The 23,507-nt window shown below is 28.8% G+C and carries 19 protein-coding genes; 17 read left to right on the plus strand and 2 right to left on the minus strand.

What is annotated here, in order from left to right:
* Positions 1 to 27: 27 nt before the first annotated feature.
* The 6 genes from TEGL_RS01490 to rlmD all read left to right on the plus strand — a co-directional run bounded on the left by TEGL_RS01490 (position 28) and on the right by rlmD (position 10,763).
* The gene (locus TEGL_RS01490) at positions 28 to 3,558 is read left to right on the plus strand and encodes a DNA polymerase III subunit alpha (RefSeq protein ID WP_018591871.1); all 3,531 of its coding nucleotides are present in this window, start codon (positions 28 to 30) and stop codon (positions 3,556 to 3,558) included.
* A gap of 157 nt (positions 3,559 to 3,715) precedes the next feature.
* Entirely contained in the window at positions 3,716 to 4,675 is a 960-nt protein-coding gene (pfkA, locus tag TEGL_RS01495) for a 6-phosphofructokinase (RefSeq protein WP_018591870.1), read from the plus strand.
* 23 nt (positions 4,676 to 4,698) lie between these two features.
* Positions 4,699 to 6,459, plus strand: coding sequence for a pyruvate kinase (pyk, locus tag TEGL_RS01500; protein ID WP_018591869.1), 1,761 nt, complete (start codon positions 4,699 to 4,701; stop codon positions 6,457 to 6,459).
* 301 nt (positions 6,460 to 6,760) lie between these two features.
* Entirely contained in the window at positions 6,761 to 8,326 is a 1,566-nt protein-coding gene (locus TEGL_RS01505; RefSeq protein ID WP_018591868.1) for a sodium-dependent transporter, read from the plus strand.
* A gap of 308 nt (positions 8,327 to 8,634) precedes the next feature.
* Positions 8,635 to 9,327 carry a hypothetical protein gene (locus tag TEGL_RS01510; protein ID WP_018591866.1) on the plus strand — a complete coding sequence of 231 codons (693 nt, stop codon included), beginning with the start codon at positions 8,635 to 8,637 and terminating at the stop codon, positions 9,325 to 9,327.
* 74 nt (positions 9,328 to 9,401) lie between these two features.
* Positions 9,402 to 10,763, plus strand: a complete 1,362-nt coding sequence (rlmD, locus tag TEGL_RS01515; RefSeq protein WP_018591865.1) for a 23S rRNA (uracil(1939)-C(5))-methyltransferase RlmD — start codon at positions 9,402 to 9,404, stop codon at positions 10,761 to 10,763.
* Between the two features lie 49 nt (positions 10,764 to 10,812).
* Here rlmD and TEGL_RS01520 read toward each other — a convergent pair whose 3' ends face one another.
* Positions 10,813 to 11,781, minus strand: coding sequence for an ornithine cyclodeaminase family protein (locus TEGL_RS01520; RefSeq protein WP_018591864.1), 969 nt, complete (start codon positions 11,779 to 11,781; stop codon positions 10,813 to 10,815).
* A 257-nt stretch (positions 11,782 to 12,038) separates the two neighbouring features.
* Between TEGL_RS01520 and TEGL_RS01525 the strand changes: the two genes are divergently transcribed.
* From TEGL_RS01525 to TEGL_RS01535, 3 genes are all read left to right on the plus strand, one after another.
* Positions 12,039 to 12,233, plus strand: a complete 195-nt coding sequence (locus TEGL_RS01525; RefSeq protein ID WP_018591863.1) for a zinc-ribbon domain-containing protein — start codon at positions 12,039 to 12,041, stop codon at positions 12,231 to 12,233.
* Positions 12,234 to 12,451: 218 nt separating this feature from the next.
* Complete coding sequence (locus tag TEGL_RS01530) at positions 12,452 to 14,986, plus strand: FAD-dependent oxidoreductase (RefSeq protein WP_018591862.1); 2,535 nt, start codon at positions 12,452 to 12,454, stop codon at positions 14,984 to 14,986.
* A gap of 186 nt (positions 14,987 to 15,172) precedes the next feature.
* On the plus strand, positions 15,173 to 15,814 hold the full coding sequence (locus TEGL_RS01535) for an HAD family hydrolase (protein ID WP_018591861.1): 642 nt from the start codon (positions 15,173 to 15,175) through the stop codon (positions 15,812 to 15,814).
* 59 nt (positions 15,815 to 15,873) lie between these two features.
* Here TEGL_RS01535 and TEGL_RS01540 read toward each other — a convergent pair whose 3' ends face one another.
* Entirely contained in the window at positions 15,874 to 16,653 is a 780-nt protein-coding gene (locus tag TEGL_RS01540; protein ID WP_018591860.1) for a methyltransferase domain-containing protein, read from the minus strand.
* Between the two features lie 247 nt (positions 16,654 to 16,900).
* On the opposite strand from TEGL_RS01540, the gene TEGL_RS01545 reads away from it, so the two are divergent.
* The 8 genes from TEGL_RS01545 (at position 16,901) to TEGL_RS01580 (ending at position 23,481) form a co-directional block, all read left to right on the plus strand.
* Positions 16,901 to 17,956: a lysylphosphatidylglycerol synthase transmembrane domain-containing protein gene (locus TEGL_RS01545; protein ID WP_018591859.1), complete on the plus strand. Its 1,056-nt coding sequence runs from the start codon at positions 16,901 to 16,903 to the stop codon at positions 17,954 to 17,956.
* 13 nt (positions 17,957 to 17,969) lie between these two features.
* Positions 17,970 to 18,389, plus strand: coding sequence for a DUF3783 domain-containing protein (locus TEGL_RS01550; RefSeq protein ID WP_018591858.1), 420 nt, complete (start codon positions 17,970 to 17,972; stop codon positions 18,387 to 18,389).
* A gap of 221 nt (positions 18,390 to 18,610) precedes the next feature.
* Positions 18,611 to 19,561, plus strand: coding sequence for a phosphoglycerate dehydrogenase (locus tag TEGL_RS01555; protein ID WP_026255171.1), 951 nt, complete (start codon positions 18,611 to 18,613; stop codon positions 19,559 to 19,561).
* Positions 19,562 to 19,993: 432 nt separating this feature from the next.
* Positions 19,994 to 20,200 (plus strand): hypothetical protein, encoded by a 207-nt coding sequence (locus tag TEGL_RS01560; protein ID WP_018591856.1) that lies wholly within the window; start codon positions 19,994 to 19,996, stop codon positions 20,198 to 20,200.
* 144 nt (positions 20,201 to 20,344) lie between these two features.
* Complete coding sequence (locus TEGL_RS01565; RefSeq protein WP_018591855.1) at positions 20,345 to 20,755, plus strand: hypothetical protein; 411 nt, start codon at positions 20,345 to 20,347, stop codon at positions 20,753 to 20,755.
* 123 nt (positions 20,756 to 20,878) lie between these two features.
* Positions 20,879 to 22,519 carry a hydroxylamine reductase gene (gene hcp / locus TEGL_RS01570; RefSeq protein ID WP_018591854.1) on the plus strand — a complete coding sequence of 547 codons (1,641 nt, stop codon included), beginning with the start codon at positions 20,879 to 20,881 and terminating at the stop codon, positions 22,517 to 22,519.
* Between the two features lie 123 nt (positions 22,520 to 22,642).
* Positions 22,643 to 23,242, plus strand: a complete 600-nt coding sequence (locus tag TEGL_RS01575) for a PIN domain-containing protein (RefSeq protein WP_018591853.1) — start codon at positions 22,643 to 22,645, stop codon at positions 23,240 to 23,242.
* A 29-nt stretch (positions 23,243 to 23,271) separates the two neighbouring features.
* Positions 23,272 to 23,481: a hypothetical protein gene (locus TEGL_RS01580; RefSeq protein WP_018591852.1), complete on the plus strand. Its 210-nt coding sequence runs from the start codon at positions 23,272 to 23,274 to the stop codon at positions 23,479 to 23,481.
* The last annotated feature ends 26 nt before the right edge of the window (positions 23,482 to 23,507 follow it).

Raw genomic sequence — 23,507 nt, forward strand, 5'->3', positions numbered from 1 at the left:
AAGCTTATAAATTTAGGAGGTGAGATAATGAATAAAGATTTTATTCATCTTCATGTGCATACGGAGTACAGTTTACTAGATGGGTTTTCTAGACTAGATAAACTAATAGGGCGAGCAAAAGAGCTAAATATGAAGGCTATTGCAATAACAGACCATGGTTGTATGTTTGGAGCTATAGATTTTTATAAAAAAGCAAAAAAGGCAGGAATAAAGCCGATTATAGGATGTGAGGTATACACAGCATCTCGTGGCTTAAGGGATAAAGACCCCAACTATGATAAAAGATACGGTCATTTAGTTTTATTGGCTGAAAATATGACAGGATATAAAAATTTAATAAAATTAGTTTCAACATCTTACGTTGAAGGATTTTATTATAAGCCAAGAGTTGATATAGAAGAATTAAGAAAACATAGCGAAGGAATTATAGCATTATCAGCTTGTTTAGCTGGGGATGTATCAAATAATATTTTAAATAGAAACTATGAAGAAGCTAAAAGATTTGCTTTATTATATAGAGAAATATTTGGAGAAAATAATTTTTATTTAGAAATACAAGATCATCATTTACCAGAACAAAAAGAAGTAAATGCAGGGTTAGTTAAATTATCAAAAGAAACAGGTATACCTCTTGTTGCAACAAACGACCTGCATTATGTAAATAAAGAAGATTCAAAAACTCATGATGTACTTATGTGCATACAAATGGGCAAAACCTTAAATGATCCAAGTAGAATGAAATTTGGTAGTAACGAATTTTATTTAAAATCAAGAGAAGAGATGGAAGAACTTTTTCCTTACGCAATAGAGTCTTTAGATAATACAGTTAAAATTGCAGAAAGATGTAATGTTGAATTTGATTTTAACACTTATCATTTGCCAAAATACGATGTACCAGAAGGTTACACAACAGAAAGTTACTTAAGAGAATTATGCTTTAAAGGTCTAGAGGAAAGATATAATAATCCTACACAAGAAGCAATAGATAGATTAAATTATGAAATTGATGTAATCTCAAAAATGGGATATATAGAATACTTTTTAATTACTTGGGATTTCATAAATTATGCAAAAGAAAATAATATAATGGTTGGTCCGGGAAGAGGTAGTGCAGCAGGTTCTATAGTTGCATATACTTTGAGAATAACTGATATAGACCCAATTAAATATTCGTTGTTATTTGAACGTTTCTTGAACCCAGAACGTGTATCTATGCCCGATATAGATATAGATTTTTGCTATGAAAGAAGAGAAGAAGTTATAGATTATGTTAAAAGAAAATATGGGGATGATCATGTTGCTCAGATTATAACTTTCGGAACGATGAAAGCAAAAGCAGCTATTAGAGACGTTGGAAGAGTATTAGATATTCCTTATAACAAAGTTGATAAAATAGCAAAAGAAATTCCTTTTGATTTAGGAATGACAATAGATAAAGCATTGGAGGTTAATCCAGAACTAAGAAATTTATATGAGCAAGATGGGGAAACTAAAGAAGTCATAGATATTTCAAAACAGATGGAAGGAATGTTGCGTCATGCATCTACCCATGCAGCAGGTGTAGTTATATCAAAAAATCCTGTAGATGAATATGTACCATTGTACAAACATCAAGAGTCTGTGAGTACACAGTTTACAATGACTACTTTAGAGGAATTAGGTCTTCTAAAAATGGACTTCTTGGGGCTTAGAACTCTAACGGTAATAAGAGATGCTCTTGATTTAATAGAAAAAAAATATAAAAAAAGAATAGATTTTTCATCAATGGATTATGATGACCCAAAGGTTTATGAGTTACTTTCCTCAGGAAACACATTGGGAGTGTTTCAATTGGAAAGTTCAGGTATGAGAAGTTTCATGAAACAGCTTAAACCAAATAACTTTGAAGATATTGTTGCTGGAATATCTTTATATAGACCAGGTCCAATGGATTCTATTCCAACATATATAGAAAATAAGCATAATCCAGACAAAATAACATATATACATGAAAGTTTAATACCTATAATGGAAGTTTCTTATGGTTGTTTAGTTTACCAAGAGCAAGTTATGCAAGTTGTTAGGGATTTAGCTGGGTATAGTTATGGTCGTAGTGATTTAGTTAGAAGAGCTATGGGTAAAAAGAAAATGGATGTAATGGAAGAAGAAAGACAGTATTTCATACACGGAAAAGCAGATGAAAGTGGTAACTTAGAAATACAAGGATGTATAAGAAATGGTGTTCCAGAGGATATAGCAAATAAAATATTTGATGATATGATAGATTTTGCAAAATATGCATTCAATAAATCTCACGCGGCGGCTTATGGAGTTATCTCTTATGAAACAGCTTACTTAAAAGCATATTATCCAGTGGAATTTATGGCAGCATTAATTACAAGTGTTATGGGTAATACAGATAAAGTTGTTGAATATATAAGAGAATGTAATGCTTTAGAAATAGAAATTTTAAAACCGGATATTAATAAAAGTTTTGGAAAATTCTCTGTTGAAGGACATGATATAAGATTTGGTTTAGCTGCAGTAAAAAATGTTGGCATAAATGTAATAAACAACATTATAAAGGAGAGAGAAGTAAATGGAGATTTTAAGGATTTTGGTGATTTAGTAAAAAGATTAGATTCAAAAGATTTGAATAAAAGAGTATTAGAGAGTTTAATTAAATGCGGTGCCTTTGATAATATTAGTGATAATAGAGCAAGCCTAATGATGGGATATGAAAAATTATTAGAAAGTGTATCTATGGATAGAAAGAAAAATGTTAAAGGACAAATATCTCTATTTGATGGTCTTCAAATGGGAGAAGAAATTGTAGAAGTTGAGCAGGAAGTTAGTTCAATACCTAAGGTAAATGAATTTGAAGAGAGAGAAAGACTAGCATTGGAAAAAGAAGTTTTAGGAATGTATGTTAGTGGTCATCCTCTTGGAGAATATGAAAAAGAATTAAAAAATAACACATCTATAGATAATGGAAAAATTAATGCTCTAAAAGAAGATATGGAAGCATACTTGAATTTAGATGAAAAAGAAGTTATTTTAGGTGGAATGATTGTTAGTAAGAGGATACAAACAACTAAAAGAAATGACATTATGGCATTTTTAGAGCTGGAAGACTTATATGGAACTATTGAAGTAATTGTATTTCCTCAAGTTTTAAAACAATATAATACTATTTTAAATGAGGATAATATTATTTATATAAAAGGTAAGCTTAGTATAAAAGAGGAAGAAAATGCAAAACTTATAGCTAGAGAAATTAAAGATATAAGTGATCATGATAATTTTAAAATTAACAATCAAAATAATGTATACACAAAAAACAAAAGACAACAAACTACAGGTATTTATATAAAAGTAGATAATATGAAAGACCAACAACTTATTAACTCTATAGAAAAAATATTACTTCAACATAAGGGATATGAAGGCGTTTATATATGTACAGAAAATCCTCGAAGAATGTTTAAGTGGACTGATATGGAAGTTAGTGTAAATCCAGACTTACAATCTAAATTACAAGAACTATTAGGGATGGAAAACGTTAAGGTTAAAAATTAGTACAAATTGATGTTTTATATAAAAACAGATGGTAATTTGTGATATAATACACAATATATACAGGTGAAAATGTTTTTGTAAAATTAATAAAAACATGTATACCTAGGGAGTAAAAAATTACAACTCTAAGGATTTAGGATTATTAGGAGGTAGTACTATGAAGACAATAGGAATATTGACTAGTGGTGGGGATGCACCAGGAATGAATGCAGCGATTAGAGCTGTTGTTAGATCAGCCATATACTATGGATGCAAAGTTTATGGTATTAATAGAGGATATAAAGGTCTTATTGAATCTGATTTAGTTGAAATGAATTTATCATCAGTTGGAGACATTATACACAGAGGAGGAACAATACTTAAATCATCAAGATGTGAAGAGTTTAGAACTGAAGAGGGTAGACAAAAAGCAGTTAAAATTCTTAAGAAATATGGAATAGATTGTTTAGTTGTAATAGGTGGAGACGGTTCTTTCAATGGGGCACAAAAACTTAGTGATTTAGGTTTTCCGGCAATAGGTATACCAGGAACAATTGATAATGATTTAGCTTACACAGATTACACAATAGGCTTCGATACAACATTAAACACTATAGTAGATGCTATAAGTAAAATAAGAGATACTTCATCTTCTCATGAAAGAGTGAATATAGTTGAAGTTATGGGAAGACATTGTGGCGATTTAGCTTTATATGCTGGATTAGCTGGTGGTGCTGAAACAATAATAGTTCCAGAAATAGATTATAAAATAGAAGATATATGCTTAAGATTAGAAACTACTAAAAAAAGAGGTAAGAGACACAGTATAATAGTATTAGCCGAAGGGGTTGGAAATGCTAATGATATTGGAAAAGAAATAGTCGAAAGAACTGGTGTAGACCTTAGAGTAACAGTACTAGGACATGTTCAAAGGGGTGGAAGTCCAACAGTTTCAGACCGTTTATTAGCAAGTAGATTAGGAGTAAGAGCAGTTGAATTACTTCTAGATGGTAAATCTGCTAGAGTAGTAGGAATAAGAGATGATAAAATAATAGATATGGAGATACATGAAGCTTTAGCTATGAAAAAAGATTTTGATAAACAAAGTTACCAAATGGCTCAAATACTATCTATATAATACGTTTAGGAGGATATAATATAATGCTTAAAAGTGCTAAGAAAACAAAAATAGTTTGTACTTTAGGACCGGCTTCTCAAAGTGAAGAAACATTAACTAAATTAATAGAAAATGGTCTTAATGTTTGTAGATTTAACTTCTCTCACGGTTCACATGAAGAACACAAGGAAAGAATGGATGCTGTAAAAAAAGTTAGAGAAAAACTTAAACAACCTGTTGCAATATTACTAGATACTAAAGGTCCAGAAATAAGAACTGGAAACTTTGCAGAACCAGAAGTTTTCCTTGAAGAAGGAAGCAAATTTACAATAACTATGGCAGATGTTGTGGGGACAAAAGAAATCTGTACAGTTAGTTACAAAGGATTGGCTAATGACGTTGTAAAAGGCGACTTAATATTAATAGATGATGGGCTTGTTGGATTAAGAGTTGAAGAAGTTGTTGATGAAGAAATTCACTGTATAGTTGAAAACTCAGGTATTGTTAAAAATCACAAGGGCGTAAACGTTCCCGGTGTAAAAATAAATTTACCAGCATTAACTCCTAAAGACATATCAGATATAGAATTTGGTATAACTCAAGGAATAGATTTTATAGCAGCTTCATTTGTTAGAAAGGCATCAGATGTTCTTGCTATAAGAGAAGTTCTAGAAAATAATGATGCTACTTATATACAAATAATATCTAAAATAGAAAATCAAGAAGGTGTAGATAATTTAGATGAAATACTACAAGTTTCTGATGGTTTAATGGTTGCTAGAGGTGACTTGGGAGTTGAGATACCAACTGAAGAGATGCCTATAGTACAAAAAGAAATGATTAAAAAATGTAACGAGTTAGGTAAACCAGTTATAACAGCTACTCAAATGCTTGATTCTATGATAAGAAACCCAAGACCTACAAGAGCTGAAGTAACTGATGTTGCCAATGCTATATATGATGGAACAGATGCAATAATGTTATCTGGAGAAACTGCTGCAGGTAAGTATCCAGTAGAAGCTGTTAAAACAATGGCTATAATAGCTAAAAGAATAGAAGAAACTCTAGATTATGATAATATTTTAAGAAGTAAAGGATTAAACAATACTAATGTCACAGATGCAATAAGTTATGCAACTTGTACAACAGCTAAAAGTTTAACTGCTTCAGGAATAGTTACATCAACATCTTCAGGACATACAGCTAGAATGGTTTCTAAATTTAGACCGAATACTCCAATTATAGCAGCTACTCCTAACGAGAGAACTAGTAGACAGTTATCACTAAGTTGGGGTGTTTATACAGTAAATTGTCAGCAAGCAGGAAATACTGATGATCTTATAGATAACTCAATAGAAGCAAGTAAAAACGAAGGATTTATCCACGATGGAGAGTTAGTTGTTATAACTGCGGGAGTTCCAACTGGAGTAAGTGGAACAACTAATTTAATAAAGGTACATGTTGTAAGTGAAGAAATATGCCAAGGTATAGGTATAGGAAGAACTACAATTGAAGGTAATGTACGCATAGTAAAAAGTGGAGAATCTTGTGATAATTTCAACGAAGGAGATATATTAGTTACAAGCATGACTGATAAAGAAATGAATCCATATATAGAAAAGGCGGCTGCAATTGTGACAGAAGATGGTGGAATGACTTCTCATGCTGCAATAGTTGGAATAAACTTAGGAAAACCAGTAATTGTATCTGCTACAAATATATTATCAAGTGTTGAAGATGGAGAAATAATAACAGTTGATACTACAAGAGGTGCTGTATACAGAGGATCAAGTAGAGTTTTATAAGAATAAAATAAGAAAATGATTAATATATTTTAATATAGTACATTAATATTTTATTAAAACATAATTTATATGACTAAAAATAAATTAGAATACAATTATTGCATGTTTTAGTAAATGATGGTACTATTATATAAAATGACCACTCAGATAATACCAAAGTCTTAGTGGTTATTTTTATAAATTGAATAATCAGAATATTTACAAAAATGTGAATATATTGACAAAATAAGGGTTTTAGTCTGGTTATTTCTTTTGGGTTTAATTTTCCGTCATACTAAAAATAAAAAGGAGGGAGTATTAAATGGCAGAAAACAGAGAACAGTGGGGTTCTAAGATAGGTCTTATCTTAGCAATGGCAGGAAATGCTGTTGGATTAGGGAATTTCTGGAGATTCCCGTATATAGCTGCTACAAATGGTGGTGGCGCATTTATGATACCATATTTCTTTGCTCTAATAGTTATAGGTATACCTGTAATGTTAATTGAGTGGAGTATAGGACGTTATGGTGGAGCACATGGACATGGAACGGTAGGTCCAATGATTTATTTACAAGCTAAAAAAGCTGTAAAGCCAAAAACTGCAATTATACTTGGAGCTCTTGCGGGAGCTATAGCATTTGGAGTTACATTACTAGTTAACTCTTATTATACTCATATCATAGGTTGGTCATTGGGATATGCAGTGCAATCATTAACAGGTGGTTATGTAGGTGTAGATGGTCCTACATTCTTCACAAATTATGTATCTGATCCTAAAATGTTAATATTCTGGATAGTTTCACTAGCTTTACTTGGATGGGCTGTAATGAAAGGTGTATCTGAAGGTATAGAAGCTTGGGCTAAAGTAATGATGCCAACAATATATGTATTTGGTATTATACTTGTTATAAGAGCTTTAACATTAGGTGCTCCAGTTAATCCTGATTGGTCAGCAATGCATGGATTAAACTTTGTATGGAATCCAGATTTAAGTAAATTAAATTCTGCTTCAGTAGTAACTGCAACAGGACAAATATTCTTCACATTATCTTTAGGTATGGGTATTATTTGTAACTATGCATCTTACTTACAAGCAGATGAAGATATAGTAACTGCTTCTGTTGCTACAGTATCATTAAATGAATTTGCGGAAGTTATACTTGCTGGTACTTCTGTTATACCTATTTCATATGCATTCCTTGGACCAGAAGGTATAAAAGGCAGTATAGGTCTTGCATTTATGGCATTGCCAAATGTATTTGCTGATATGACTGGTGGTAGAATATTCGGAGCTGTTTGGTTCTTCTTATTATTCTTCGCTGGATTTACTTCAGCTATAGCAATGTACAATTATTTAGTTGCATTGCTAGAAGAAGATATGGGAATACAAAGAAAAAAAGGTGCTATTATTATATTCATAGCATACTTAATAGTTGGTGCACCAATAGCATTAGAATCAATCGTTACAGGAACTGCTAACTTATTCTACTTCACAGAAGTTGATAACTGGATAGGTAACTACTTGTTAATCGTTCTTGGATTAATAGAAGTTATAGTTGTAGCTTGGTTAGTTAAGGACCCAGCACTAGATGAAATGAATAAAGGTGGTTTATGGAAGGTACCAAAATGGTTCTTTAGATTATTCCACCAATTCTTAACACCAGTTTCTATAATAGTTTTCCTAGCAATATTTACTAAAGACTATGCATTAGCTGGTAACTTTAAAGCTATACCATCTTATATGGCAGGAAATGAACAATTTGTTGTTTGGGTAAATCTTGCTAGAGCAGTAGTTGTATGTATATTAATAGTTGGATTTATACAAACATATAAATCTATCAAATCTAAATATACTTCTGAAATAAATAATAATAAAGTAGAAGCTTAATAAAATTTTAATCTCATAGATTAAATTTAAAGGATGGTGAATATAATGACAGGATTTGCTTGGGCTTTTATGTCAATAGTGTGGGTTATTATATTAGGTTGTGCTGGAATAGCATTAAGTAAGATAGTAAACCATGGTAAATAGAAATTTGATAACGAAAGGTAACTAAAATAAAAAAGAGCCCTACAGTTTTGTAGGGTTCTTTATATAAATAATGAGTATATATATAAAAGAACTTATAAATTTTATTATTAAAATGTAGCAGTTGAATTGTCTATATAGTATCATAATTATAAGGGGGTGGAGGTATGAGTACAGGATTAGTAGTTATGACAATTAACCAATTAATCGCTGAAACCAAGAAGTTCAAAGGAATAAAAGAAAGAAAAATACAAAAATATTTGTCTGATTTAGAAAAGTTAAAATCTGAATATGAACAGGTAGAAGTACCAGAATATTTTAGTAAACAATATAATCAACTTAATGGAAAAGGCAAGGAATTAATTAAAGATATGAGAATGGGTAGAGATACTCAAGGTGTTGAAAATGATTTGCCTGTATATATAAGATATTTGAAAGCATCTTTAAGAGACTTTAAAGGTGAAACAAATGTATTAAAAAATTATTTATTAGCATTTTATTTAACAGCAGCATTATTTTTAGCTTTAACGCCTCAATTTTATGGATATATGTTGCCACTATTATTTTTAGTACCAATTATACTTGGAGTTAAAGGTAGTAAGCAAAGATCAATAAATGGATTTTATATGAGCATGAGTATAGTTCCAATGGGAATTATGACAGGTATTACATGGGTTCGATATGGATACCAAGCAATGCAAAACTTTAATAAATATGTACAAGTGATTGTAGAATCAGGATTATCACAAGGTTTAGCAGAAAAATTAATCTACATAGGTTCTATAGGAGGAGTAATTTTACTTCTATTAGCATGTACACAATTTTATTTAGGATTAAAAAATAGAGATTTATTTATATAAGGACTTTAATAGTCCTTATTTTTTTGATAAAATAAATGTTTGAAGTCTAAATTTAATTGTTCGGAGGAAAGCCTATGTTGTCAAAAGATAAAGTGTACGTTGTAGAGATAGTTGATATAGGTCAAGGTGGAGTTGGAATTGGTAAATTCGAAGGATTTACAGTTTTTGTAGATGGCGGATTAGTAAAAGATAAGATTAAGGTTAAGATAACTAAATCAAAAAAGAACTATGCCGTTGGAGAAATAGTTGAAATACTGGGACCATCACCATATAGAGTTGAAAGAAAATGTAGCAAAGAGCTTAGAGAATGTGGTGGATGTCAAATCCAAGAATTAGATTACAAAGAACAACTTAATGTAAAAACTAATGAAGTTAAACAAGTTATAAGCAGAATTGGAAAACTTGATGATGTGGTAATTCATAATGCTTTAGGAATGGAAGAACCTTTTAGATATAGAAATAAGGCTCAATTTCCTATTCAAAAAGTAAATGGGGTGCCAATAATTGGTTTTTATAAAAAGAAGAGCCATGATATTATACCTACAGACCAATGTATTATACAGCACGATGTAAATGATAAAATAATTAAAATAATTAAAACTTATATAAGAGCTTACAAAGTTAGTATATATGATGAAAAAACTCATACAGGAGTATTAAGGCACTTAGTAACAAAGGTAGGTTTTACTACTAAAGAAGTTATGGTAGTATTGGTTGCCAACGGAAGGAAATTACCATACTTAAATGAATTAGCATCTGTTTTAAAAGAAAATATACCCGGATTTAAAACTTTAGTAGTTAACGTAAATCGAGAAAAAACTAATGTAATATTAGGCAATGAAAATAGAGTAATTTATGGAGATGGTAAAATTAATGATAATATAGGAGATTTAGTATTTGAAATATCACCATTATCATTCTTCCAAGTTAATCCAGTACAAACAGAAGTATTATATAATAAAGCATTAGAATATGCTAATTTAGGAGAAAATGATACAGTATTTGATATATACTGTGGAATCGGAACTATTTCATTATTCTTAGCACAAAAAGCTAAAAAAGTATATGGAATAGAAGTTGTAGAAGAAGCAATAAAAGATGCAAAGATAAATGCAGAGATAAATAATTTAGATAATGTGGAATTCTATGTGGGAAAAGCTGAAGAGGTTGTCCCGAAAATGTATAAACAAGGAAAACGTGCTAATGTAGTTGTTGTTGACCCACCTAGAAAGGGTTGTGATGAAAAGGTGCTAGATACAATTGTATCTATGGAACCAGACAGAGTAGTTTATGTTTCGTGTAACCCATCAACTTTAGCCAGAGATTTAAATTATTTAGACGAAAGAGGATATAAATGTTTAGAGGTACAACCGGTAGATATGTTCCCTCATAGTGTTCATATTGAGAATGTAGCTCTTATAGTTAAGAAAAAATAAAAAGTAGAGAAATTAATTTCTCTACTTTTTATTTTTATATAGTAATATATTATAAATCTATATCTATAGAACCTCCATTTTCAAGGGCATGTTTATATATGGCTTCAGCAGCGCATAAATCAAATAAACCAATTCCAACAGATTTGAAAACAGTAGTAGAATTTAATAAATCATCATTTAATTCATTAAGTTGAAGAACCTTACCTAAAGTTTGAACATCTTCTTTTTTTATTAAATTTTCTTTAACAGGGATTCCTAGGTCACCACTTTCTTCTATGGCGAATAAAGTATCTGTATAAATATGATCAGCTGCTTTAATTGCAGCGTTAGAAAATTCTCTAGTATGTGGTTGATAGGAACCTATCCCAATTATGTGTTTTCCTTTGTATAAATCAATTTCATCAGGGATAACAGGATTTGCTGATGTAGTAGCACATATTATTATGTCGCTTTTCTCTACAGCATCTTTACTAGAATTACTTCTGTGGAAGCTTACATTAGGAAGTAATAGCTTCAACTTTTCTATGAAAGAATTTACTTTTGACTCTGTTCTACTATATATGTACACGTCTTTTATTGGTCTAACAGCGCATGTAGCTAACACTTGAAATACTGATTGAACTCCAGATCCGATTATGGCTATAGATGAAGCATCTCTTTTTGCTAAATATTTTGCAGATACACCACCGACACACCCTGTTCTTAATGCAGTTAAGTATGTCCCATTTAATAAAGCTAAAGGTTTACCAGTATTAATGTCATTTAATAAAGTAACACCTTGTGTTACAGCTTCTCCTATTTCGCTATTTTTAGGATATACAGTTATTAACTTTGTAGAAAAATAGTCTTCTTTAAAACAAGGCATTAATAAAAAAGGACTTTCGTCTTCACCTAAGTGGATACGATCTGGTTGGCTAAAGTTGCCAGACTCTTGTATTAATAATGCTTTTTCTATAGAACCTAAGACATCTTCAATTGTTATATTTTGCTCCATGTATTTTTCATTGATGATTAACATATGTTTTTTACTCCCCCTTAATTTGTATTCTTATTTAATTATAAATGTAAAAAAATCTAAAGTAAATTGATATTTATATTAAAAAGGCCATAAAAATGTATTAGAGCAGAGTTATATGATTAATATATTGTATACTAATAATAATATTTAATATAAATATGATATACAATATTGTTAATTGAGTAAAAATATACTACAATATATAGTAAATAGTATGTATTATAGTTAAAGGATTAAAAAATGGGAGGCTAATAAGCATGGTGGAGATAAAAAAAGATAGTAGTGAGGTTCAAGTTTGTAACAAGTGTGGAGAAATTAACTATGATGGTGTTAATTTTTGCCAAGATTGTGGTGATATGTTAAAGGATTTTACCCACTTGTTTTGTGAAGTTTGTGGGGCAAAAAATTCAATAGAAAATAAAACTTGTACTGAATGTAAAAACATACTTTAATTTATAACAATATATAATTAATCATAGATAATTTAGAAATAAGCTCCTTTTATAAAAGGAGTTTATTTTTTATATTGAATTTAGTATATAATATAATTAATAAGTTTACAAACTACAATAAGAGGGTAAACATATAGAAAATACATATGATAAAAAAATAACAATAATGAAATATAGACTGAAGATTTAAATATTATATATAAAAAGGGAGGCCAATTATGGATTTTAAAGAATTAAAAAAAGATTTTTATTGGGCAGGAGTGTTAGATAAGGATTTAAGAGTTTTTGACATTATTATGGAAACAGAGTTCGGCACTACTTATAATTCTTATGTGTTAAAAACCAATGATAAAGTTGTATTATTTGAGACAGCTAAAGTTAAATTTTTCGACCCGTATTTAGAAAGTTTAAAAGAAGTCGTAGACATAAGTAAGATTGATTATATTGTGGTTAATCATACTGAACCAGATCATGTGGGTAGTGTAGAGAAATTAATAGACTTAAATCCTAATATAAAAGTAGTAGGAAGTACAGTAGCAATAAACTTCTTGAAAAATATAGTTAATCATGACTTTTATAGTTTAACTGTTAAGGATAACGATACCTTGAAAGTTGGAGACAAAACATTAAGATTTATTTCTGTACCACACTTACATTGGCCAGATACTATGTATACTTATATAGAGGAAGACGAAACTTTAATTACATGTGATTCATTTGGTGCTCACTATTGTTTAGATGATGTAGTATTAAGTAAAGTAACTGATAATGAAGGATATATGAGAGCTGCAAAATATTACTTTGATAATATAATAGGTCCATTTAAACCACATATGCTAAAAGCATTAGATAAAATAAAAGATTTAAAAGTAAATATGATTTGTACAGGACATGGGCCTGTAATAGATTGTAGAATTGATGAAATAAAAGAAACTTATAAAAAATGGTGTACAGTTATAAATCCAAATCCAAGAAAAACAGTAATAATCCCTTATGTTAGTGCCTATGGATACACAAAAGAATTGGCACATGAAATAGAAAAAGGTATAAAAGATAGTGGAGATATAGATGTTAGAATTTATGACTTGGTTGAAAGTGATACATCTAAGGTGTTGGAGGAAATAGGTTTTGCAGATGGACTATTATTTGGAACACCAACAATTGTTGGAGAAGCATTAAAACCTATTTGGGATTTAACAACTTCAATATTTGCAGGAACTCATGGAGGAAAGCTTGCCAGTGCTTTTGGTAGCTATGGCTGGAGTGGAGAAGGAGTACCTCATATTCTAGAAAGATTAAAACAACTTAAAATGAAAGTGGTAGATGGATTTAGAATTAAGTTTAAACCAGGAAAAAAAGATTTGAAAGATGCTTATGAATATGGATTTAACTTTGGATGTATATTATTAAACAAAGAAAATAAAAAAGATAAAAATAAATCTACAGAAACACCACTTGTTAAATGTGTAGTTTGTGGAGAAATATTTGATGCTAGTCTGGATATATGCCCAGTATGTGGTGTTGGAAGAGACAACTTTATACCAGTTAATGTGCAAGAAAGCAACTTTAAGAAGGATACAAAGGAGATATTCTTAATTCTTGGTAATGGCGCTGCGGGTATAAATGCTGCAAAATCTATAAGAGAAAGAAACAATACTTGTAATATAGTCATGGTATCAAATGAAAAAGTATTGAGTTATAATAGACCAATGCTTACTAAAAGTATGATTGCGAAATTTGATGCTAGCCAATTAGCTATTTATAATGAAGAATGGTACAAGGAAAATAATATAACTAATATATTAGATAAAAATGTAATAGATATAAATACAGAAGAGAAAATAGTAACTTTAGATGGCGATATGAAACTTAAATATGATAAATGTATTTATGCACTCGGTGCAGAATCATTTATACCACCAATTGCTGGCCATGATAAAGAAGGAGTAATAGCAATTAGAAGAATCTCTGATACTGATAAGATAAATAAAGCACTTTCAAATGTTAAAAATGCAGTAGTTATAGGTGGAGGAGTACTAGGATTAGAAGCCGCTTGGGAACTTTGTAAAGCCAAATGCAACGTAACTGTATTAGAACTTGCACCTGGTTTAATGCCTCGTCAATTAGATGAAAAATCAGGTGGATTTTTAGCTAATATAATTAAAGGAACAGGAATAGATTTAAAATTAAATGTTAAAATTGATAGTATTGAAGGGGAAGATTGTGTTACAGGAATAAAACTTGGTGATGGAGAAATAATACCAGCGGACTTAGTAGTAGTATCTTGTGGTGTTAGAGCAAACACATCACTGGCATCAACTTGTGGAATAAATGTGAAAAAGGCAGTAATAGTAAATGAAAAAATGGAAACTAATAAATCTGATATATATGCATGTGGAGATTGTACAGAATTTGAAAATATAAATTATGCTATATGGCCACAAGCTGTAGAAATGGGTAAAGTTGCAGGAGCAAATGCAGCTGGGGACTCATTAACATATGAAACAGTTAGTGCAGGACTCACTTTTAATGGAATGGATACTTCTTTATTTGCCATAGGAGACAATGGAAAAGATCCAAATAAAAAGTATAAAACAGTAGAATTTGCAGATGAACAAAAACAAACGTATGAAAAATACTATTTTGTAAATAACCGCTTAAGTGGAGTTATACTAATAGGTGATACAAGTAAATTAGTAGATTTAACTATGGCAGTAGAAGAAAGTAGACTATTCAATAAAATATTTAAGTAAAAATTATATATAAAGATAAAACCTCTAAGTTATAAGGACTTAGAGGTTTTTATAATAAAACTTTAAATAAAGTATAAAAGAAGGTTAGATAATAACTATAATATGTATATAATATAAATATGTTCTATTTAATTTAAAAAATTTATAGGATAAAATAAATAGTATTTAAAAAAAAAGAGGAGACGTATGTTTGATTTTAAGGGTGCTATATTTGATTTAGATGGAACTTTAATTGATTCTATGGGAGTATGGGAGAAAATAGATAAAGAATTTTTAAAAAAACGAAATATAGATATTCCATGTGATTATATAGAAAAAATAAGTTCTATGAGTTTTGAGAAAGTAGCACAGTATACTATAAACAGATTTAATTTAAAAGAAAGTGAAGAGGAACTTATAAAAGAATGGAATAGAATGGCTATATATGAGTATTCAAATAATATTAGTTTAAAGCAAAATGTAAGAGAATATTTAAAAAAACTAAACGATAATAATATTAAAATAGCTCTATCAACATCATCGCCAAGGATACTTTATGAATCTGTACTAAAGAATAATCGTATCTATGAATACTTTGATGTACTGGTTTCCTTAGAAGATGTAAAACGGGATAAAAATTATCCGGATATATACTTATTAGCTGCAGAAAAATTAAATCTAAATCCACAAGACTGTGTTGGTTTTGAGGATATTTTAATAGGAATAAATACTTTAAAAAAGGCTGAGTTCAAAACAGTAGGTGTATATGATAAATATGCAGATTCTGAGATTGATGATATAAAAGAAATAAGTGATAAATTTATATACAGTTTTAAGGAAATAATGTAATAAATTTTGTTTTAAAGATAAAAAATAAGGTATATGTTAACATATACCTTATTTTTTATCTATTTTGCAGCAACTAAAAATAATCTTTCATAATTAAATAAAACAGAACCATTAGGTCTTGGAAAATATACATTTTTAAGTTTAATGTAGAAGTTATTTTTAAAGTTTGAAATTATTTCTTCATCTGGGAATGCATTTAAATAAGGGACTAAAGTTGTACTTTCATACCATTTTAAGATATCGTCTAAGCTATCCATGGCATGAGTGTATGTAGTTGACCAAATATAGATGCTTTCAGGATTAAATAATGAAGATAAAATATCATAGTGATACTCCTTAGATTTAGTGTTAAATCTTAAGCTTTTATTATCTAAATATTGCTTGTATTTTTTTACATGTTCTAATTCATACAATGCTTGTTGAGCCTTGACTTCATCAACTAAAGGCAATTGTATAGCAAGTACACCTTTGTCTTCAAGCAAATTATATAAAGATTTTATTAAATTTTCATGATCAGGAATACGTTGAATAGCGGCATTTGAAAAAATGATGTCAAATTTACCTAGAGCGGATAAATCATCTGTCGCATCTTGCAAAATAAATTTAGTATCATCATATAAGCTTCTAGCTTTTTCAATCATAGCTTTTGAATTATCAATGCCTATTATTTCTGAATTAGGCCATCTTTTCTTTAGCTCATGAGTACTATTTCCTGATCCGCATCCAACATCTAGTATTTTTTTGGGATTTATTACCTCTATTCTTGATATTAAATCTTTAGCAGGTAGTGTTCTTTCTTTTTCAAATTTTAAATAAAGATCTGGATTCCAATCTAACATTTAAAGTCCCCCTTTTTAATGGAATTATTGTAATAATTCTTATAATTAGAAAATAGCATGTTATTAATGGAAATGCAAGAAAAAAATGGATGAATTCAATTTTCATAAAAAGAAAAAAATAATAATGTAGACATATTTAAATGAAACTATATTCTGCATGACAATAATGTAATAAAATCTTAATATTATTAATTTAGAATTATGTTGTATACTTATAATATAAGAAAATAAAAACTAGGAGATAACTATGGATAATAAAAAAAAGAAAACTTTCCTAAGATATGTATTTTTACTATGTTTAATGGGTGGAACTATATATCTAGTTTTAAAAAGTTTAGACATAAGTATGTTGTCTAACGTTATTACTATGGTAAATAAGGAGTATTTATTAATAGGGGGAGTAGCGATTTTATTTTATATTATTCTTGAAGGAATAATATTGCAAATGATAATTAATGAACAACATAAATTGAAGAGTTCATTTGTAGGTTTTAAGCTAGCCATAATGGGGTTTTATTATAATTTAGTAACACCTTTTGCATCTGGTAGTCAACCTGTTCAAATATATGTACTAAATAAATACAAAGTTCCACTAAGTAAAGCGACGGGAATAATAACTAATAAAACTATACTTTATCAAGTAGTAATTACAATTTACTGTACTATATTTATTTTTATGAATGCTAGTGAATTAAAGTATGATTTGAAAACAGTGATGCCTTTTGTTATGTTGGGATTAGCAGTAAATTTATTTACATTTATAATTGGATTTTTAGCAATTATAAATACACCAAAGATAAAAGAAATATGTCATAACGTAGTAAGATATTTATTAAAATTTAAATTATTTAAATTTTTACAATCTAAAGAAGATAATATAGATTCATTTATAGAGGAATACACAGAGTCAATTAAGTTTTTTATGAAAAATAAGAAGTTACTTATTACTACTGTGACTTTAACCATAATCCAAATATCATTCTACTTTAGTGTTGCCTACTGGATATATAGAGCATTTAATTTAAACGGTCATAGTTTTATTTATCTAATGACTCTTCAAGTATATTTGTATATGGCTATATCACCAATACCAACACCAGGGAACATTGGAGCTAATGAATTGGCGTTCTTTACTATATTCAAGCGAGTATTCCCACAAACATTATTAGGATATGCTGTATTCTTATATGGTGGATTTATGTATTACTTAATATTAATACTAAGTGGAATTTTCACCATATATTCACATTATAGAATGGATAAAAAAATGGAATCTGGTAAAATTAGTTTAAAAACTACGTAAAATAGGAGGCAAAATGTCGTTTGAGAAATTAAACCAAAGCTCAATAAGCAATATTCATGATAGAAGTTGCATAATTGTAGTTAATTTTAATAAAAAAGAATGTAGTATGATTAAAAACATAGGAAGACTTGTAGGAATTAAAGACTGCATTTTTGTAGATAGTAAAAATGGAAAAAGTGTTATAAAAGATATATTAAATGATACTGTATCTGATGGTAACGAAGAAGTATGGACCAATAAAGCTATAATTTTTAATAATATTACTCAATTAAAAATTAATGGATTTTTAGACAGTTTAAAGAAAATGAAAATAGCAAGACCTTTAAGTGCCATTGTGACAGATACAACTATAGACTGGACTTTAAACAAGTTAGTTTACAATTTAATCCAAGAAAGACAGGCATTAAAGTCAGGTCAAACTTTAAATCACTAAAATAGAAATGACATAATCATTTTTAAAATGGACAAAATAATAGTAACAAATAAATATAAAATTATGATTTAATTTGTATTTATTTGTTCATATAGATTAATCCTTCAAAATATTTTTGAAGGATTTTTTATTATGTAACAAAGGTATTTTTTTGAAATATATAGAATATATGATAAGTATGTGGAAATTTTTTTAGTTCAGTTGAAGGGAGATGAGTTGTTATTAAAGCATTATTTACACTCAAATTTAGTGAAGAAGAATTTGATAGAATAAGGGATTTAGGATATGATGTTATTTTTAAGAGTGAAGGTTCAAAATCTACTTTAGATAAAATTAAAGATGATGAGTTAGAATCTATAGACGTATTAGTAACTTATAATTCCTTTGAAAAATTAAATATATCAAAAATGAAAAATTTAAAGTACATACAGCTAGGTAGTACAGGATTTGATCAAATACCTATAGATAAAGTCATAAATAGAGATATAATTTTATGTAATAACAAAGGTGGATACAGTATTCCTATTTCAGAATGGATTGTATCGATGATTTTACAAATATATAAAAATACCAAAGGATTTTATAATAAACAGTATAAAAGACAGTGGATATGCGATTATAGCGTTTCTGAAGTTTATGGCAAAAGAATAGGATTTTTAGGAACAGGAACAATTGCCTTGGAAAGCGCTAAACGACTAAAAGCTTTTGGGGTAGAAATATGGGGATGTAATACAGATGGAAGAAGTATAAAGTATTTTGATGAATGTCTTTCAACAGAAAATATGAATGATGTATTTAAAAACTGTGATATAGTAGTAAGTACTATTCCTTCTACAAGGCAAACGTATAAACTTATTGATAAATCAAAGTTTAATCTTATGAAAGAAGGATCATCATTTATTAATGTGGGAAGAGGAAAAATTGTAGATGAAGATGATTTGATAGAATATGCTCATAAATTTAGAGGAATAGCTCTTGATGTTTTTCAAGAAGAACCTTTATGTGAAAATAGTAAACTATGGGATTTAGATAATATAATGATAACTCCTCATAATTCTTGGGTATCACAACAAAATTCATTAAGGAGTTTTAATTTGTTTTATAATAATTTGAAAAAATTTATTTCAAATAAGGAATTAGAAAATATGGTAGAAATAGAAAAAGGTTATTAGGAAAAAAGCATCTATATAGATGCTTTATTTTTTTATGGCAAATTAAGTTGAATAATCACATTATTTGCACTATTCGGTAATTAGACTACTATATATGATAACAAAAAGGTTACAAATGATACAGTAAAGAAAAAAGTGTTTCAGAAATAAAATCTAAAATTACTAAAGCATATAAATAAGTAGAGAAATCACAGGAAGAATCAATTTTAAAAAGCAATGTTTACTTTATGTGTATAGTCAATTAAAAGCTTTAAGAATATATCCATATATTGAAATAGTAACCAAAGGTACCCAAAATTAAAATCAAATACAGTGACGAAGACAGGATATACATAGAAGATATATTCTGGTAAATATTGTTTAAATAAAATAGTAGATACTAATAGTAATGAAAATGTATACGATATAGTTGTATCTTTTTTAAATAGCTATGTGGATGGAAAGAATAATGGATCTGGTGTGGCGGGTCATGTTTTATTTATACATGCAATAATAGATGGAAAAGTATATTACTCAGATAACTATAGATATTGTGGTATGTCAGAAGGTAGTGTAATAGTTAAAATTATTTCTAAATTTATTAATTATTTTTCATATCATTATGGTGTACCAACAGGACCCATATATTTCGTGAAGTAGAATTTAAAAAGCATATATTTAAAATTTCTATCTACGATTATTTATTATCTAAAAGTTCAATAGCAAAGGTAGTTGGCCTCAATAGTATTTGTATTATTAATAGATTATAATTTAATTAATACTAATATTTTTAGGGGTGGGGACATGGATGATGAAATATTAAAGAGACAACTAAGTGTAGATAAAATAAAACTGATAGAAAAATATTCTCTTACTTGCTCTGATGATATGAGGTGGGAATTTAAGCATGATAAGTACCATTCTGTTAAGTATTTTTCACATAAATTTGCTCAAAAGGAATCAGCATTAGCACTATTGTTTTATATTAATAGATTGTGTTATGCGAAGATAAAATACTTTGAGAATAATATTGATAAATATGAACCATATAAGTATGTATTTTTAAGAGGTTTCTGTAAATGTGAAATATACGATATGGAGTTTTTAAAACATAAACCGAGTAACAGTATGATTGATATTAGAAATTTAAAAGATATAAAGAATATAGATGAATTTAGAGAATTTTGTGCTGTCTTAGAGAGTTTGGAACCGTAACTTAGGATATAAAGAAAATATATTAAAAAAATAAAGAATCTGTAACATATGTTACAGATTCTTTTTGTTGTTGTATATATAATGTGTATATAAGATAAACATTAAAAATTTGGAGGGATAACAATGGATAATAAAATGTTTTGTTTTCAATGTCAAGAAACAGCAGGATGTACAGGATGTACCAAGTTTGGAGTATGTGGTAAATCACCAGACTTAGCGAAGATTCAAGACTTATTAATATATACAACAAAAGGATTATCAGAAGTAACTACTAGACTAAGATCAGAAGGAAAAGAAGTAAGTGGTCAGGTTAATCACTTAATAACTATAAACTTATTCACGACTATAACTAATGCAAACTTTGATGATGCAATCTTCTACGATAGAGTAAAAACTACTTTAGATACTAAGGAAGAATTGTTAGCTAAATTAAATAATACAGAGAACTTAAGTGAAGCTGCTTTATGGTCTGCTTCTACTAAAGAAGAAATGGATGCAAAAGCACCAAAAGTTGGTGTATTAGCGACAGAGAATGAAGATGTAAGAAGTTTAAGAGAGTTAATAATTTACGGAATAAAAGGTTTGTCTGCATATATGAAACATGCAAATGCTTTAGGATATGATGATGAGGCTATAAATGCATTTATGCAAGCTACATTAGCTAAAACTTTAGACAATACTTTAAGTGCTGACGATTTAGTTGCTTTAACTTTAGAAACAGGTAAAGTAGGGGTAGATGGAATGGCTTTACTTGATAGTGCAAACACTGGAACTTATGGACACCCAGAAATGACTAAGGTTAATATAGGTGTTAGAAAAAATCCAGGGATTTTAGTATCGGGACATGATCTAAAAGACTTAGAATTATTATTACAACAAACAGAGGGAACTGGTATAGACGTCTATACTCACTCTGAAATGTTACCAGCTCACTATTACCCAGCATTCAAAAAGTATTCTCATTTTGCAGGAAACTACGGAAATGCTTGGTGGAAACAAAAAGAAGAATTTGAATCTTTCAATGGACCAATACTAATGACTACAAACTGTATAGTACCACCAAAAGATAGCTACAAAGATAGAATATTCACTACTGGTGCAGCAGGATTTGTAGGAGTTAAACATATAAAAGGAGAAAGTGAAGACAATAAAGATTTCTCTGAAATAATAGAACTTGCAAAAACTTGTGAACCACCAACAGAAATTGAAACTGGTGAAATAGTAGGAGGATTTGCTCATAATCAAGTATTCGCTTTAGCTGATGCTGTAGTAGATGCAGTTAAATCTGGAGCAATCAAGAAATTCTTCGTAATGGCAGGATGTGACGGAAGAGCTAAATCAAGAAACTACTACACTGATTTCGCAGCAGCTTTACCAAAAGATACAGTAATATTAACAGCAGGTTGTGCAAAATACAAATATAACAAATTAAACCTTGGAGATATAAACGGAATACCAAGAGTTTTAGATGCAGGACAATGTAATGACTCTTACTCATTAGCTTTAATAGCATTAAAATTAAAAGAAGTATTTGAATTACAAGATATAAATGAATTACCAATAGCTTTCAATATAGCTTGGTATGAGCAAAAAGCTGTAATAGTATTATTATCATTACTATACTTAGGAGTAAAAAACATACATCTAGGACCAACACTTCCAGCTTTCTTATCACCAAATGTAGCTAAAGTTCTTGTTGAAAACTTTGGAATAGGTGGAATAACTAACGTTGAAGACGATATAAAAATGTTCATGGAACAATAATAAACTAAAAAATATCCTATAGATTTAAATCTATAGGATATTTTTTAGTTTAAATAATGATGTTTATATTTTTTTCTTTTGGATAAACTCTAAATAAGTAAAAGTTTTTAGGGGGTATTCGTTATGAAAAGAATATTTTTAGTTGATACGGAGAATGTGAATATTACTGCTCTAAGCAGTGCAAATAAATTAAATGAAGAAGATATAATAATACTATTTGTAACAGAAAGAACAAATTCATTTCAATTTGGAAGAGATAAATTAAAATGCTTAAACACGAAGGCAAATATTTTGAAAATAAATGTTGCTACAGGAGTGAAAAATAGTTTGGATTTTCAATTAGTATCTTATTTAGGGTTTATAATAGGGCAACATAGATATGAGGCTAATGATTATTATATAATAAGCAAAGATAGAGGCTTTTTAAGTTCTATAAATCTTTTAGAAAACTGTACTGATTATAAAATAGAGCTTATAAATAGCATTTCAGAGCTATTTAAAGAAGATGATGTAGATAATATAATAGATAAATTTATAGAAAAAGGATTTAGACCAAAAACAGCAATAAAAATGACACTTATATTAGCTGGAGCAAAATCGATATTAGATGCTCAAGATAGATTCTTAATGGAGTTTGGTGGAAATTTTACTGTTCTATATAGATGCATGGATATATTAGAAGACTACTATAATGAAAAATCTAATATTAATGAAACTGCATAAACTATTAATAAATTATTAGGAGATAAAAAATGAATGCTAAAGACCAATTATTAAAATCACTTTTTCCGCAAATTATTAATCATTTTGCAAGTTTGAAAAATATATCTTTAGAAGAAAGTACAGATATATTCTTTAAATCCACTACTTATGTAAAACTTTGTGGTGACAATGATTTTTACTCAAAAGGAATCGATTATATAGTAAATGAACTGGAAAATGAATATTTAACTTTTAGTTAAACAAGAAGTAGCTAGTGTAGATAAAA

The organism is Terrisporobacter glycolicus ATCC 14880 = DSM 1288, assembly GCF_036812735.1.
Taxonomy (GTDB): domain Bacteria; phylum Bacillota; class Clostridia; order Peptostreptococcales; family Peptostreptococcaceae; genus Terrisporobacter; species Terrisporobacter glycolicus.

Bases quoted from the DNA above. Each gene is read 5' to 3' on its own strand.
- rlmD (WP_018591865.1), top strand. From the start codon at position 9,402: ATGTTGTCAAAAGATAAAGTGTACGTTGTAGAGATAGTTGATATAGGT.
- TEGL_RS01540 (WP_018591860.1), bottom strand. From the start codon at position 16,653: ATGTTAGATTGGAATCCAGATCTTTATTTAAAATTTGAAAAAGAAAGA.
- TEGL_RS01510 (WP_018591866.1), top strand. From the start codon at position 8,635: ATGAGTACAGGATTAGTAGTTATGACAATTAACCAATTAATCGCTGAA.
- TEGL_RS01505 (WP_018591868.1), top strand. From the start codon at position 6,761: ATGGCAGAAAACAGAGAACAGTGGGGTTCTAAGATAGGTCTTATCTTA.
- pyk (WP_018591869.1), top strand. From the start codon at position 4,699: ATGCTTAAAAGTGCTAAGAAAACAAAAATAGTTTGTACTTTAGGACCG.
- TEGL_RS01545 (WP_018591859.1), top strand. From the start codon at position 16,901: ATGGATAATAAAAAAAAGAAAACTTTCCTAAGATATGTATTTTTACTA.
- pfkA (WP_018591870.1), top strand. From the start codon at position 3,716: ATGAAGACAATAGGAATATTGACTAGTGGTGGGGATGCACCAGGAATG.
- TEGL_RS01490 (WP_018591871.1), top strand. From the start codon at position 28: ATGAATAAAGATTTTATTCATCTTCATGTGCATACGGAGTACAGTTTA.
- TEGL_RS01520 (WP_018591864.1), bottom strand. From the start codon at position 11,781: ATGTTAATCATCAATGAAAAATACATGGAGCAAAATATAACAATTGAA.
- TEGL_RS01525 (WP_018591863.1), top strand. From the start codon at position 12,039: ATGGTGGAGATAAAAAAAGATAGTAGTGAGGTTCAAGTTTGTAACAAG.
- TEGL_RS01530 (WP_018591862.1), top strand. From the start codon at position 12,452: ATGGATTTTAAAGAATTAAAAAAAGATTTTTATTGGGCAGGAGTGTTA.
- TEGL_RS01575 (WP_018591853.1), top strand. From the start codon at position 22,643: ATGAAAAGAATATTTTTAGTTGATACGGAGAATGTGAATATTACTGCT.
- TEGL_RS01550 (WP_018591858.1), top strand. From the start codon at position 17,970: ATGTCGTTTGAGAAATTAAACCAAAGCTCAATAAGCAATATTCATGAT.
- TEGL_RS01580 (WP_018591852.1), top strand. From the start codon at position 23,272: ATGAATGCTAAAGACCAATTATTAAAATCACTTTTTCCGCAAATTATT.
- TEGL_RS01565 (WP_018591855.1), top strand. From the start codon at position 20,345: ATGGATGATGAAATATTAAAGAGACAACTAAGTGTAGATAAAATAAAA.
- hcp (WP_018591854.1), top strand. From the start codon at position 20,879: ATGGATAATAAAATGTTTTGTTTTCAATGTCAAGAAACAGCAGGATGT.
- TEGL_RS01535 (WP_018591861.1), top strand. From the start codon at position 15,173: ATGTTTGATTTTAAGGGTGCTATATTTGATTTAGATGGAACTTTAATT.